Origin of the sequence: Serratia odorifera, assembly GCF_041448735.1 — a bacterium.
Classification (GTDB): domain Bacteria; phylum Pseudomonadota; class Gammaproteobacteria; order Enterobacterales; family Enterobacteriaceae; genus Serratia_F; species Serratia_F odorifera.
The window spans coordinates 151,700-165,392 of sequence record NZ_JBGMUT010000001.1 but is presented as its reverse complement, the minus strand read 5'-3'; the positions used below and the strand labels follow the sequence as shown (position 1 = coordinate 165,392).

Genomic DNA, 13,693 nt, shown 5'->3' with positions numbered 1-13,693 from the left:
TTGTCATCCCTTTGATGCGGGCGGCGTTGGTAGGCCGCCCGCGTATATGCTGGAGCAGCAAATGAACCTCTACACCACCGCCCCGTTGTTAGTCACCGACCGTTTGATCCTGGATAGCCATACCATTGACGATTTTGACGCGATAGCCGCCCTGTGGGCCGATCCGCAGGTGGTGCGCTATATCGGTGGCACGCCGCGCGATCGCGAAGACAGCTGGGGCCGCCTGTTACGCTACATCGGCCACTGGCAGCTGTTGGGCTACGGCTGCTGGGCAGTGCGTGAGAAAGCCAGCGGAGCCTTTATCGGCAGCATCGGCTTTATCAACTTCCAACGGGATATCACCCCGCCGCTGGATGCGCCGGAAATGGGCTGGACGCTGGCCTCGGCAGCGCACGGCAAGGGGTACGCCACCGAAGCGTTGCAAGCGGCACTGGGCTGGGCGCAAGCGCACCTGCCGGCCGATAAACTGCTGTGTATCATTTCGCCCGAGAATCGCGCTTCGCTAAAGCTGGCGGCCAAGGTCGGCTTCAGCGAAAGCCACCGCAGCGAGTATCACCAGAAGCCGATCGTCGTTATGCAACGCCCGCATTAAGGCGCGGTGTGCTGTCCAGCCGTCGTTGCCCGCAGCGTGCGCTTTTCGCAGCAGCCCACCAATACCAAGGGACAATAGCGCCAAACCGCAGGCAAAAAAAATCCGCCCGAAGGCGGATTTTTGTCGCGGAAGCCACCGAAGCGGCACACCGACGGGAATTCTTAGAAACGGTAGCCTACGCCAACGCTCCAGATGCCAACGTCCACGCTGCGGATACGGCTCTGCTCGTAGCCTACGTCCAGAGCAACATCCTGGATTGGGTTGAACTGCAGACCAGCACCGTAGCTGAAGCCGTAATCGCTGCTGCCGCCACGGCTAGAACCGTTTTGTGCGTTATCAACGTTTTTACCGTAGCCTACACCGATAACACCGTAGATGCTTGCCCAGTCGTTGAAACGGTAAGCTGGACCTGCGGTGATGGAGTTGTACTGAGCTTTCTTGTATTGGCCAGCTTCAGCACGATCTTTTTCCAGGTGAGTGAAGGAACCGATAACACCCAGTGGGCTGTTGTCGAACTCGTAACGGTATTTCAGGTTGAAACCGTCTGCTTTGTTAGCAACACCTTGAAGGTCGCCTTGAGCATAGCCACCGGAGACGGTGCTCTGACCAGCGAAAGCGGTACCTGCGGTCACTGCTAATACACAAGCTGCTACTGCGGAAAGACATGCAATTTTTTTCATAACCACCTCAAACGCGTTTTATTATTAAGTACATCCATTTGTCATGCATTGAAAATATAACAAAAATCAGCGTGAAACTCTGCCCTGAAATCGATGTCTAATACTTAGTATCGTGTAACAGAAGATTTCAAGAACAACGCATCTGCTTCATTTCGCTTAATTTTCGGGCGTATTCTAAACTTTTATGTGACAAAAATCACCTATTTAATATCCAGATAATTCTTAAACAATTGCGCACTTTTTGCACTAAACCACCACTTTTGCTTAAACGAAACGTTTAATTCCCTGCTTTCCACGCTTTTCTCAGACAGATAGACAGCATTTCATTTACACTCAAGGACCTCTGTTTAGTGTGCTCCTGCCAGCCGGTGGGGGTGGTGTTCAAGAAGGCTGAAAGGATGTCGTCTCCTACTGCAAAAACCTCTGCCAGACTGCTGCCGATCTGTCTGCTACTGGTCGCCATGGTATCAATTCAAGGTGGTGCGTCACTGGCGAAAAGCCTGTTCCCGCTGGTGGGTGCCGAAGGCATTACCACGCTGCGCCTGAGTATCGGCACCCTGATTCTGTTTGTCATATTTCGACCGTGGCGAATGCGCTTCGCCGCCGGCAGCCGCTTGCCGCTGCTGATTTATGGCCTGTCGCTTGGTGCCATGAACTATCTGTTTTATCTCTCGCTACGCACCGTTCCGCTAGGTATTGCCGTCGCGCTGGAGTTCACCGGGCCGCTGGCGGTGGCGATGTTTTCTTCACGCCGGGCGGTTGATTTCATCTGGGTCGCGCTGGCGATGATCGGGCTGTGGTTCCTGTTGCCGCTGGGTCATGACATGGGCAGCATCGATCCGCTTGGTGCGGCCTGTGCGCTCGGGGCCGGCGCCTGTTGGGCGGTATACATCATCTTTGGGCAAAAGGCCGGGGGCGATCATGGTCCCGGCACCGTCGCCGTGGGGTCGCTGATTGCCGCGCTGGTGTTCTGCCCGATCGGTGCCTGGCAAACCGGCAGCGCGCTGCTCAACCTAGATATCCTGCCGCTGGCGCTGGCAGTAGCGATCCTGTCCACCGCGCTACCTTATTCCCTCGAGATCATCGCACTGCCGAAGATCCCGGCGCGTACCTTCGGCACGCTGATGAGTCTCGAACCGGCGATGGCGGCCCTTTCCGGCATGATCTTCCTCAATGAGCACCTCAACGGTATCCAATGGTTGGCGCTGGCGGCCATTATCATGGCGTCGATGGGGTCCACGCTGACCATTAAGCCCAAGCCGCAAATCGAACAGCTCAGCTGAGCACAGTCAGCCGGTGTGCTGACCGGCTGACCTGGCGCAGCTGTTGACGCGCGGTTATTCTACCGCGATCGGCTGTGGCACCAGCTTGACCTGATGCCCCCCTTGCAATGCCTTGACTTTTTGCTGGTACGCCTGCACCTGTTCAGCATTTTTCAGCAGGGTATAGCTCAGTTCAAAATCAGCACTCTGGCCCGGCTGCAGCTGCTTGATACGCCCTTGCTCGCGTTCTATTTTCACCGGATACGCATAGTTGGTGCCCGGTTCAATGCCGGTCACGTAGCCTTGCCGTTCGGTATCGGTATTCTTCCACAGCGTCAGTAATGGCAACTGCCGGGTATCAAAACCGATGGCCACGCCGCGATCGCCCTGTTTGTTGTTCAGCATCGCCAGCGTTTTACCCTGGGCATCGGCGTATGGCACGATATTGAATACCATCTCGTCATAACCCTTGGTTGGTCCCTGATAACGCTGCCATTCCTGCAACCCAGCCTTGGCGTAATCATTAAACGGTGAAATTTCCTTGATTGGCGCACTGAATATCGCCCCCTCTTCCAGCAACGGTTTGCCGAAATTGCTGTGGTAGATGATTTGGTAATCGCGTGGGTAATCCGCCCGGTTGGTTAACCTGTCGTGGAGGGTAAAGCTCTCCTCTCCCGGCACGTAACGCAATTCTGTCCAGGTTTCCAGATTGCTTTTCTTGAAGGTGTTTTCCTTCAACAAGCCGCGGATACGCACGGCATACGGCGCCTTGTCATCAATCTCCACCACTACCTTGGACGCTGGCGTATTGCCAGCCCGGCCATGCAGGGTATACAGCGTGCCATTTTCCACTCCCGGGTGGCCGGTCCATTCAAATCCGCAACGCACCATCATTTCATTAAAACCGTCCAGCCAGCCGAGACCGTTGCGGCTATCAAGATTGATATATGCCGGATTGACCACCTCGGTAACCGGCGAATCCCAGCCCAAACGTACCCCAGATCCATTCACATGCAGAATGTCCATGCCTCGTGTGGGGCTGAGCGCAATGGTCAGGCCCGGGCTGGTCAAGGTGATCACTTTCGACCCCTCCTGTTTGCCGCCATGCAGGATCTGCTGCTGCACGCTGAAACGTGGTCCCGGCAAGTTCAGCTTTTGGCTGTCGGTTTGCCAATTGCCTTGTTCAATGCCTTTTTCACTGTCGGTCAATACAAAGGTCTGCGCGCCGGCATACCCGGAAATCAAAGAGATAGTTATTGAAACTGCGATTAGCGTCTTCATTTTTCCTGCCCTTGTGGTTAGCTGAAAGGTTTTAGCTAAAGTCAGCACAAAGTAGATTTTCATCGTGGGTGAAAATGCGAAGCGGGTCACTTTTCGAAAAAAGGTCGATTTCCGAACGATTAATACGTGATGCATGGCAAATTTAATTGAAATTAATAATTAATTCTCACAATTAACTGTGCATAAAATCACCATTCATGCTGAAAATGCTGAAATGTATCAGCTTGGCGCTCCCTGTGGTGGTGATATGACAGCCCATATCCTGGCCGACGCTCAACCCATGCATCGCAAGGTGCGCCTCATCAGACGGGTGTGCGGCCGTGACGAGCGGGTTTATCGGCAACCAAAGGCTACGCCATGGTGACTGATGCCAGCATCGGCATCGGCAGGTGATTGCCATTGCCTGGCCGCTGCAGTTTTGCTGACCAACGGCTGGCCGGATTAGCGGCATGGTAATTGCTTGTTAAATAAATCCGTCGGCGGGCTATGATTACTCGGAGAATAACTCAGAGGGATGTTCAGAGAACTGATTGTAATATTTGATAAAGCGTTGTTAACTATTATTAACATTCGCTCAGCGCCAGACAGCGGTAAAATTACAAATAATTAAAATACAAACAGTTAGATATAATCCTTTTTATCTTACTCCTGTTAAAAGTAATTTAACAATGGATTAAACCGATTTAATCCATCGCTTTTTTCATCCAGCAAAATGCGCAGTCACTGCTATAATTACTCCCGTAGCAAATTAGGACAACGACTAATCAAGAGGATATCTGATATGAGCACCGCTAAACTGGTTAAAACGAAATCTTCTGACCTACTTTACACGCGCAATGACATGGATGAAAAAACCAAACTGGAGGCCATCAAAGCCCTGAATCATCAGGTAGTCCAGTTTATCGACCTGTCGTTGATCACTAAGCAGGCTCACTGGAACATGCGTGGCGCCAACTTTATCGCCGTGCATGAAATGCTCGACGGTTTCCGTACCGCCATTATCGACCACCAGGATACCTTTGCCGAGCGCGTGGTGCAGTTGGGCGGCGTAGCACTGGGTACCGTGCAGGTGGTTAATGACAAAACGCCGTTAAAAAGCTACCCAACCAATATTCACAGCGTGCAGGAACACCTGAAGGCGCTGGCGGATCGCTACGGCGCCGTAGCCAACGACATTCGCCAAGCGATTGGCGAAGTGACCGATGAAGATACTGCAGACATGTTCACCGCTGCCTCACGCGATCTGGACAAGTTCCTGTGGTTTATCGAATCCAATATTGAATAACCGCGATAGGGTTGTTTGGCACACATCCTGCGTGTTGTAGGGTGACAGAACAGGTTGCGGCTGATGCCCAACCTGTTTTTTCGTTTCGCGTCAACGCGCAAACCGATAACGCCCCTAATATCCGGCGTAAGCGAGGTGAGCATGGCAAGTGGATGGGCAGCAGATGGCGCAGTTCAGGATCAGATAGATTCGACCGTCGACGATGCCGTACAGCGAGCGCGGGGAGCGCTGGGCCACGGCGAAAGCGCACAATATTGTCATGAATGCGGCGAAGCCATCCCGCAGGCGCGTCGCGACGCATTGCAAGGCGTACGCTATTGTCTGGCTTGCCAGAACGCGCTGGATAAACAGCACGCGGCAGCCAGTCTGTACAACCGGCGCGGTAGCAAAGATAGCCAGTTGCGCTAGTTTCCCCGTTGTCCCAGCCGGGTCTGATCGTTAGCGCTCGACCGCCCTTTCCTACCTGAATGCCAATCCCATCGGCACGGGTTGCACCTGTTTGTGCCGTATCGCACCGCTAAAGTTAGAGTTAGTTATCAGTATTGATGCATAATTGTTAATTATCGGTTGTTTCCCAGCCATAAATTGGTTAATTATAACCAAATGCACCATCCAGGCTCGCAGAGCACCATTTCAGGGCCTCCTTTTGGTGCATTACCTTAAAAATTGGCCAATTCGGCACAACATCACATCACAACCCCTTGTTTTTATAATAATTGCAACTATGGCACGAATATTTCATGGCATGTATGCAATAACAAAATGGGTAAACCGCAACCTGTACAGGAAATTCCTCTTATGAAGTCAATTTTTAACGTCTCGCTGGCCGCACTGTCGCTGGCCTTTGCAGTAAGTTCCCACGCAGCAGATAAATTGGTGGTCGCCACCGATACCGCTTTCGTCCCATTTGAATTCAAACAGGGCAACCAGTACGTCGGTTTCGATATCGATCTGTGGGCCGCCATCGCCAAAGAGCTGAAGCTGGACTACACCCTGAAACCCATGGATTTTGGCGGCATTATCCCGGCCCTGCAGACCAAGAATATCGATCTGGCGCTGGCCGGCATCACCATCACCGACGAACGTAAAAAAGCCATCGACTTCTCGGACGGCTACTACAAGAGCGGCCTGCTGGTGATGGTCAATGCCAACAATAACGACGTGAAGAGCGTCAAGGATCTGGACGGCAAAGTGGTGGCGGTGAAGAGCGGCACCGGTTCGGTGGACTACGTTAAACAAAACGTGAAAACCAAGGATCTGCGCCAATTCCCGAACATCGACAATGCCTATATGGAACTTGGCACCCAGCGCGCTGACGCCGTGGTTCACGATACGCCAAACATTCTGTACTTCATCAAAACCGCTGGCGCCGGCAAGTTCAAGACGGTAGGCGATTCGCTGGAAGCACAGCAGTACGGCATCGCGTTCCCGAAAGGCAGCGATCTGCGTGAAAAAGTGAACGGCGCGCTGAAAACCCTGCGCGAAAATGGCACCTATAACGAAATTTACAAAAAATGGTTCGGCACCGAGCCGAAGTAATCGTAATGGCTTTAGGCAGTTAACGTATCAAACGCGGGGGCGCCGCACGGCCCCTGCGCTTTGCCGTATCTGATACCCAGATTTGGGATCACCGGGAGAAAATACCATGCAGTTCGACTGGAGTGCCATCTGGCCCGCCATCCCCATTCTGTTAGAAGGCGCCAAAATGACCCTGTGGATTTCGGTCCTCGGTCTGATTGGCGGCTTGATCATCGGCCTGGTTGCCGGGTTCGCACGCACCTACGGCGGTTGGATCGCCAACCATATCGCACTGGCCTTTATCGAAGTGATTCGCGGTACGCCAATTGTGGTGCAGGTGATGTTTATCTACTTCGCCTTGCCAATGGCATTCAGCGATTTACGCATCGACCCGTTCACCGCGGCGGTGGTGACCATCATGATCAACTCCGGGGCCTATATTGCGGAAATCACCCGCGGGGCAGTGCTGTCGATTCACAGCGGCTTCCGTGAAGCCGGGCTGGCGCTGGGCCTGTCGCGCCGGGAAACCATCCGCTACGTCGTGATGCCGCTGGCTCTGCGCCGCATGCTGCCCCCACTCGGTAACCAGTGGATTATCAGCATCAAGGATACCTCGCTGTTTATCGTTATCGGCGTGGCAGAACTGACCCGGCAGGGGCAGGAAATCATCGCCGGCAACTTCCGTGCGCTGGAAATCTGGAGCGCGGTCGCGGTTATCTATCTGATTATCACCCTGGTGCTGAGCTTTGTTCTGCGTCGTCTGGAAAGAAGGATGAAAATCCTGTGATTGAATTTAAAAACGTCTCCAAGCACTTCGGTAAAACCCAGGTGCTGCATGATATCGATCTGAAGATCAATCAGGGCGAAGTGGTGGTGATTATCGGGCCTTCCGGCTCGGGAAAATCTACCCTGCTGCGCTGTATCAACAAACTGGAAGAGATCACCAGCGGCGATCTGATCGTCGACGGGTTGAAAGTCAACGATCCCAAGGTCGACGAACGACTGATCCGCCAGGAAGCCGGCATGGTGTTCCAGCAGTTTTATCTGTTCCCACACCTGACCGCTTTGGAAAACGTCGCCTTCGGCCCGATTCGCGTGCGTGGTTTGAAGAAAGCCGACGCCGAAAAGCTGGCGCGCGAGCTGCTGGCGAAAGTCGGGTTGGCGGAGCGTGCGCACCACTATCCGTCCGAGCTGTCCGGCGGCCAGCAGCAGCGCGTCGCCATCGCGCGGGCGCTGGCGGTCAAACCGAAAATGATGCTGTTTGATGAGCCGACCTCGGCGCTCGATCCGGAACTGCGTCACGAAGTATTGAAAGTGATGCAGGATCTGGCGGAAGAAGGCATGACCATGGTGATCGTCACCCACGAAGTCGGCTTCGCCGAAAAAGTCGCCTCGCGTCTGATCTTTATCGATAAAGGGCGTATCGCACAGGATGGCGATCCGCATACCCTGATCAACACCCCGCCAAGCCCGCGTTTGCAGGAGTTCCTGCAACACGTTTCCTGACGCGGGCCCTGCTCTGCCACGGCGGCCTTTGCTGGCCGCCGTTCATCCCACCCGGCGTATTGCTGGCGGCGCCGTCAGGACAACGTCTCCTCCTGCTTCACCGTTCTAAACGTCTGCATCAGCCTGACCACATCCTGCATGCCCACGTTCACCTGCTGGATTACCTGACCGGCATCCTGGGTCAACGCCACGCCGCCGCCGGCCTGTTCGACGCAGGTGGTCATGCCGGCTATCGCCGCGGCGACCCCCTGTTGAATCGATTTTGTCATACCTTCGATTTCAACCGCGGCCTTGCGAGACTGCTCCGCCAGCACGCGGACTTCATTGGCTACCACCGCAAAGCCGCGTCCATGCTCACCGGCATGCGCCGCTTCAATCGACGCGTTGATCGCCAACAGGTTGGTTTGCGCGGCAATCTTGCGCATCGCCGCGACAATGCCGTCAATCTGTTGCGAATAGTCACCCAGATCGCTCACCACCCGTGACGTCTGGCGGGCGGCCTGTTCCACCTGTTGCATGCCGTTGACCGCCTGCTGAACGATGGTCGCTCCTTGTGCCGCGCTTTTATCGGTCGCCAGCGACAGATGGTGTACATCGCGAACCAGAGCCTCTTCCTGTTGCTGCTGTATCATCAGTCGCGTGATGTCCTGGGCAATCTTCACCACCTTGATCACCCGCCCCTGCTCATCGAGTATCGGGTTGTAGCTCGCTTCCAGCCAGACCCGCTCACCACGGCGATTAAGCCGCTCAAAGCGACCGGTAATAAATTCGCCATCCGCCAGGCGCTGCCAATGCTGCTGATATTGCGCCGAGGCGGCCAGCTCTGCCGAACACAGCACGCTGTGTGCCTGGCCGCGCGCCTCTTCAAGATGGTAGCCCATCAGCGTCAGCATGTTGTCATTGGCATCCACAATCACTCCCTGCGGGGTAAAGGTGATGATCGCCATCGAACGATCCAATGCCGCCAGCAAGCTGCGCTGCTGTTGTGCCTGCACTAGGCGGTCGGTAACGTCGCAGGCCAGCTTGACTATCGCCGACACGTTCCCTCGACGGTTAATAACCGGGGTATAGGTAGCTTGCAGCCAGAGCAGCTCGCCATTCTTGCGCCGCCGCTTAATATTATCCGTAATTGATTCACCCTGATTAAGCCGCTGCCAATGCTGGCGATAAGCGGCGCTGGCGGCGTATTGCTGGTCGCAGAATATACGGTGGTGTTGGCCGATGACGTCGCTACGTTCAAACCCCAGACATTGCAAAAATAGATCGTTGGCACGCAGCACGGTGCCATCGGGTTTAAATACGATCATCGCCACGGCATGTTCAATGGCGCGCAGCTCGCCGCGCCAGGGAATAGTTAACTGACTGAATCGTAACAGCATAAAGTGGGCATCCTTCTGACAGGTGATTTAACGTTCGGATATTTTTAATGCCGTACGTTTAGCCCACACTAACGCACTGCCGCTGGCGAGCAAACGCTCACCCGCCGTTATGTAACCGCAGAGAAATAATAAATAAAAGTAATTATTAAATTTAAAATAGTAATTTTTAATTGTGCAGAGAAAATAATGCTGATTTGAGAATAACGTAAAGCAGAAAAAAGAAAAGGGACCGACAAACTATTTATTTGCGCAGGCCGCGGCCGAGCCCTCCCTCCATTGCGCAGCCTGCGCCGCCGTGATGGCGCGCCCCGTCAACAGGTAACTGAGGGTCAGCGACATGATGCCGACAGCGCGCCGGCACCATGGTTACGGCTGGCGGGCTACGCCGCCAGATCGCTTGACGGGTCGGCAACGCCATTTATCGCCAACTGCTGCGGCGCATAGTGCAATCCATCAAGCAGCGCCTGGTGTTCCAGTCCCTGCAACATGATGACGCTGTCCGCCGCGTCCAGCGCCTGATTGTCATTGTTATCGACAATCAGGTAGCTGCTGCTTACCTCCCCCAGCACGCTGCTGATGCCCACTTTGGCGCTGAGCGCGCCGGGCTGCTCCAGATCCAGCAGTGCAGCCAACAGCGCGCTGGCACTGAGCGGTTGTTCACTCAATACACCAATCCGCGCTTCAATGTCCTGCGCGTCACTGACGCCATAATCCGTCAACGCGCTACCGCTTTGCGTCGAGAAACGCAGGTTGGATAAGGCATCGCTGATACTGCCGCTGGATAGCGAAAAATCGCGCAGCGTTACGCCGGATTCGGCGGTGCTGGATTGCAGAGAGAAACTGTTATTACCGCCGCCGCCGACGAGGGAGGTATCCCCGGCAACGCTGAACCGATCGTCGCCGTCGCCGCCCCTCACCAGCAATTGCTCCCCGTGCAGGCCAAGATCGGTCAATATCGGCGCCAGCGCCGCCTGCGCGCTATCGCTTAACGGTAGCAAGTCCAGCATTTGAATCAGCATACCGTCTCCGCTACCGCCGTCACTGGCTGTCAGATTGAGCGCATTACGATCGAACGCCGAGGCATCGACTAGCGCCAGATTGTCGTAGCCGTCAGACAGGTGCAGCGTCAGGGCAGCCTTGCCGTCGAGGATAATTTCCCGTACCTGCTGATTATCGCCCGCCAGCGTCAGCTCGCCGCTGCGCCAGGCCCCGGTGGTAATGGCAATCTGGCTAAGCGGATTGTCATCGCCGCTGCTGTTGAGCACCAGCGTACCGGCATTGTTGCCGCCGGAGAACAGCACCTCAAAGCGGTTGAGCGCGTTGGCCAGAAAATCGATCTGCAACAGACTGTCAGCCTGGTTGCCGACGCTGTCGATCTCCAGCTTACCGGCGGCTGCGCTGGCATTGATCACCTTGACGTTATCCGCCTTGCCCGACAGCAACAGTCCTGCACTGCCGAGATCCTCCGGCAGCGTATGCTGAATCACATAACCGCCACGGCTGCCTTCTGCCGTGGCATTGCCGGTCAACAAACCATAGTCGAACACATGGGCCTGGGTGGCCACGCTGTCGGTTTTGCTGCCGCTCCAGTTGATGCGTTGCAGCGTGGCCTCCGCCTGGCCGATGTAGCCGGCCATATCCAACTGCTCAAAATGGCGGAAATTGTCCACGTTACTGTCGATGGTGGTCACCCGTGCGCCCCACAGATCGATACTGGCGATCGATTTGACGATCAGATTGGCGGACAGCACGTCGCGCCCCGCGCCGCCGTCGGCGCTCAATTCAGCCCCGACCTGGTTGGCGCCGCCATCACCGTTGCCGGCCCACAGCAAGCGGTCATTACCGTTGTTGAGCAAGAAATTACCGCTCGCGTCGTTGAGCTGCGCCAGTGCGCTAATCTGTAGCGTATCGTCGCCGTAAGCGCCGTTAAGCGTGACATTGGCATTGTTGAGGATAATGTCGACGCCATAATTCACATACTGATTGTTATGCAGCGTAATATTGGCGGCGCTGCTGCCGTTGACGGTCAGCGACGACAGTTGATAGGCATAGCTGAGATCCACCGATACCGCCGCATCGGCGTCAAGAAAGACGCGGTACAGCACTGCGGTTTCCGCATCGCTCAAGCTATGGCCGCTGTGGCTGTTCACCGTGCCGTAGGCATTGCCACCGTCCTCGCTGGTGCTGAGCGAAGCGGTACTTTTATAGGTCAGGCTGTTGCCGATATCACGGGCGAACTGCCATTGCTCATGCTGCGTGACCGCATCAGGCGAGTCGGCGCCGCGCAGATCCTCCACCACCCGCTGTACGATCAGTGCCTGGTCATCTCCCAGCTCGCGGTACACCGCCAGTTGCTCGGCGTTCGCCGCACGCCCGTGCACGGCCTGATAGATATGCTGAATAAACGCGTCACCCTGCAAATCGCCGATCTGCTGCTGAAACTCCGGCGTCGCCAGCAATGCGCCAATCAACTGATGGTAGTTCATTTCGCCCGATGCCAGCGTGTTGCTCCAATGATCGAGCGAACCGGCATCAATTGCGCGTTCGGGCACCGCCAGGAAAACCGCGGCGACCTGCTCCTGATACAGACTGCCCGGCAGATCGTTCGGGAACAGCGCATCGTCAATCTGCTGTTCCAGCGTCTGCTGCTGCGCCAGCAGCGCCGGGTCATCGCCCAGATAATTAAACAGATCCATCACCACGCTGGCGACGGCGGCGTTAAAATGCCCCATTTCGAGCAAGGAATTAATGTAATCAGCATCGGCGGGTTGCTGGTAAATCGAGCTATAGACCGTGCTGAGAATGTCAAAATCACTTTGCCCGTTCATCCAGTCGGCGTCGGGTTGACTCATCAGAACCGTGGCAATATAGGCGGGCGGCAGGCTGCCAAGATCGTATTGGCTATCAAGCTGGTTGATTTCGGCCAGCGTCGGCTGTCGGCCATAAATGCCGATAATCAATGCGCCAACCTCTTTCTGCGTTGATAAAGAAGTCATGGGAACTCTCGCTATGTGAAGGGTAGCAACGCGGCGTCAGGCGCCGTGATCCTGTCTCCTGCGGCATAAACGGAGACGCTGCACACTGCTGGAAAGGCGTATTGTAGGTATGGATACAGTTAAGGAACCGTTAAGCATTCTGTCAACCAAACGGTGACAGCAAAAGACCAGTCTGGGAGTTGCCTCCCAGACTGGTTGATTAGCCCTGCGCTAGCGGGGCGTTTTGCCAGCGTTCGGCAGCCCAGGCTGCTTGCTGTTCAGCGTCGTGGAATGTCCAGGCGACGAAGCGGCTGATTTTCTGCCCCTGGGCCATTTCGATGGTACGAACCTGTTGGGCACCGGCCAGCTTCAGCGCGTGGTAAATCGACGGCAGCGTGGTGTTTTTTGAGATCAACGAAGTAAACCACAGGCAGTTTTTTGCCTTGGCGACGCTTTCTTCCACCATGCTGCGCACGAAGGCTTCTTCGCCGCCGTCACACCATAGTTCATTATTCTTGCCGCCAAAGTTCTGCACCGGTTTATCCGCCACGTTGCCCTTGCCCAATTTATGCAGCTTCAACCGGGTGCTGGCGCGTGCTTCCTGTTCGGAGGCGTGGAACGGCGGGTTGCACAGTGTGGCATCAAAACGCTCGGCAACGCCGATAATGCCGTCAAAAATGCGTGTCGGCTGTTTTTGTAACCGCAAGCGCACGCTGTTTTTCAACGTCGGATTCATCGCCACGATCATTTTGGCCGAGTTCAGCGAAACCGGATCGATTTCCGAACCGGTAAAACGCCAACCGTACTCACGCAGACCGACGATCGGATAAATGCAATTGGCGCCCACGCCAACGTCGAGGATCGCCACGCTCTTGCCGCGCGGGATCTCGCCGCCGTTGCTGGTCGCCAGCAGATCCGCCAGATGGTGCAGATAATCCGCACGCCCAGGGATCGGCGGACACAGGTAATCGGCAGGAATATCCCAATGCTCAATACCGTAAAAATGCTGTAATAGTGCGCGGTTAAGCATTTTCACCGCGGCCGGATCGGCAAAATCCACCGACTCATCGCCCCATTCGTTGGCTTTGACAAACGGCGCCAGCGCTGGACAACTGGCGATCAACGCCGGGAAGTCGTAGCGGGAACGGTGGCGGTTACGGGGATGCAGGCCTTTTTTCTGCTGCGGGAAGGTTTTCTTTTTTTGCACCTGACTGA

The 13,693-nt window shown here is 55.3% G+C and carries 12 protein-coding genes; 7 read left to right on the top strand and 5 right to left on the bottom strand.

The features are described 5' to 3' along the window. Positions 1 to 61: 61 nt before the first annotated feature. Positions 62 to 592, top strand: a complete 531-nt coding sequence (locus ACCC84_RS00840) for a GNAT family N-acetyltransferase (protein ID WP_371901462.1) — start codon at positions 62 to 64, stop codon at positions 590 to 592. Between the two features lie 161 nt (positions 593 to 753). Here the strand turns inward: ACCC84_RS00840 and ompX are convergent, their stop codons facing one another. Then, positions 754 to 1,272: an outer membrane protein OmpX gene (gene ompX, locus ACCC84_RS00835; protein ID WP_004965424.1), complete on the bottom strand. Its 519-nt coding sequence runs from the start codon at positions 1,270 to 1,272 to the stop codon at positions 754 to 756. A 398-nt stretch (positions 1,273 to 1,670) separates the two neighbouring features. On the opposite strand from ompX, the gene rhtA reads away from it, so the two are divergent. After that, positions 1,671 to 2,555 carry a threonine/homoserine exporter RhtA gene (gene rhtA, locus ACCC84_RS00830; RefSeq protein ID WP_273867119.1) on the top strand — a complete coding sequence of 295 codons (885 nt, stop codon included), beginning with the start codon at positions 1,671 to 1,673 and terminating at the stop codon, positions 2,553 to 2,555. A gap of 54 nt (positions 2,556 to 2,609) precedes the next feature. Here rhtA and ACCC84_RS00825 read toward each other — a convergent pair whose 3' ends face one another. After that, a complete protein-coding gene (locus ACCC84_RS00825) occupies positions 2,610 to 3,815 on the bottom strand; it encodes an aldose 1-epimerase family protein (RefSeq protein ID WP_198772811.1) in 1,206 nt (401 codons plus the stop codon). 781 nt (positions 3,816 to 4,596) lie between these two features. Between ACCC84_RS00825 and dps the strand changes: the two genes are divergently transcribed. From dps to glnQ, 5 genes are all read left to right on the top strand, one after another. Further along, a complete protein-coding gene (gene dps, locus ACCC84_RS00820; protein WP_004965432.1) occupies positions 4,597 to 5,100 on the top strand; it encodes a DNA starvation/stationary phase protection protein Dps in 504 nt (167 codons plus the stop codon). A gap of 141 nt (positions 5,101 to 5,241) precedes the next feature. Next, a complete protein-coding gene (locus ACCC84_RS00815) occupies positions 5,242 to 5,508 on the top strand; it encodes a DksA/TraR family C4-type zinc finger protein (RefSeq protein WP_039992323.1) in 267 nt (88 codons plus the stop codon). Positions 5,509 to 5,898: 390 nt separating this feature from the next. Beyond that, on the top strand, positions 5,899 to 6,639 hold the full coding sequence (gene glnH, locus ACCC84_RS00810) for a glutamine ABC transporter substrate-binding protein GlnH (protein ID WP_039992324.1): 741 nt from the start codon (positions 5,899 to 5,901) through the stop codon (positions 6,637 to 6,639). A gap of 106 nt (positions 6,640 to 6,745) precedes the next feature. Beyond that, a complete protein-coding gene (glnP, locus tag ACCC84_RS00805; RefSeq protein ID WP_004965440.1) occupies positions 6,746 to 7,405 on the top strand; it encodes a glutamine ABC transporter permease GlnP in 660 nt (219 codons plus the stop codon). Continuing rightward, positions 7,402 to 8,124, top strand: a complete 723-nt coding sequence (gene glnQ / locus ACCC84_RS00800; protein WP_004965441.1) for a glutamine ABC transporter ATP-binding protein GlnQ — start codon at positions 7,402 to 7,404, stop codon at positions 8,122 to 8,124. Before glnP ends, glnQ begins: the two co-directional genes overlap by 4 nt. A 74-nt stretch (positions 8,125 to 8,198) precedes the next feature. Here glnQ and ACCC84_RS00795 read toward each other — a convergent pair whose 3' ends face one another. From ACCC84_RS00795 to rlmF, 3 genes are all read right to left on the bottom strand, one after another. Continuing rightward, positions 8,199 to 9,503 (bottom strand): methyl-accepting chemotaxis protein, encoded by a 1,305-nt coding sequence (locus ACCC84_RS00795; RefSeq protein ID WP_273867113.1) that lies wholly within the window; start codon positions 9,501 to 9,503, stop codon positions 8,199 to 8,201. Between the two features lie 380 nt (positions 9,504 to 9,883). After that, positions 9,884 to 12,499 carry an autotransporter outer membrane beta-barrel domain-containing protein gene (locus ACCC84_RS00790; protein ID WP_371901461.1) on the bottom strand — a complete coding sequence of 872 codons (2,616 nt, stop codon included), beginning with the start codon at positions 12,497 to 12,499 and terminating at the stop codon, positions 9,884 to 9,886. Between the two features lie 199 nt (positions 12,500 to 12,698). Next, complete coding sequence (gene rlmF / locus ACCC84_RS00785) at positions 12,699 to 13,685, bottom strand: 23S rRNA (adenine(1618)-N(6))-methyltransferase RlmF (RefSeq protein WP_182646454.1); 987 nt, start codon at positions 13,683 to 13,685, stop codon at positions 12,699 to 12,701. Positions 13,686 to 13,693: the final 8 nt, after the last annotated feature.

Coding starts and splice junctions, on each gene's coding strand:
- ACCC84_RS00790 (WP_371901461.1), bottom strand. CDS start 12,499: ATGACTTCTTTATCAACGCAGAAAGAGGTTGGCGCATTGATTATCGGC.
- ACCC84_RS00795 (WP_273867113.1), bottom strand. CDS start 9,503: ATGCTGTTACGATTCAGTCAGTTAACTATTCCCTGGCGCGGCGAGCTG.
- ACCC84_RS00815 (WP_039992323.1), top strand. CDS start 5,242: ATGGCAAGTGGATGGGCAGCAGATGGCGCAGTTCAGGATCAGATAGAT.
- ompX (WP_004965424.1), bottom strand. CDS start 1,272: ATGAAAAAAATTGCATGTCTTTCCGCAGTAGCAGCTTGTGTATTAGCA.
- ACCC84_RS00825 (WP_198772811.1), bottom strand. CDS start 3,815: ATGAAGACGCTAATCGCAGTTTCAATAACTATCTCTTTGATTTCCGGG.
- rhtA (WP_273867119.1), top strand. CDS start 1,671: ATGTCGTCTCCTACTGCAAAAACCTCTGCCAGACTGCTGCCGATCTGT.
- glnH (WP_039992324.1), top strand. CDS start 5,899: ATGAAGTCAATTTTTAACGTCTCGCTGGCCGCACTGTCGCTGGCCTTT.
- dps (WP_004965432.1), top strand. CDS start 4,597: ATGAGCACCGCTAAACTGGTTAAAACGAAATCTTCTGACCTACTTTAC.
- glnP (WP_004965440.1), top strand. CDS start 6,746: ATGCAGTTCGACTGGAGTGCCATCTGGCCCGCCATCCCCATTCTGTTA.
- ACCC84_RS00840 (WP_371901462.1), top strand. CDS start 62: ATGAACCTCTACACCACCGCCCCGTTGTTAGTCACCGACCGTTTGATC.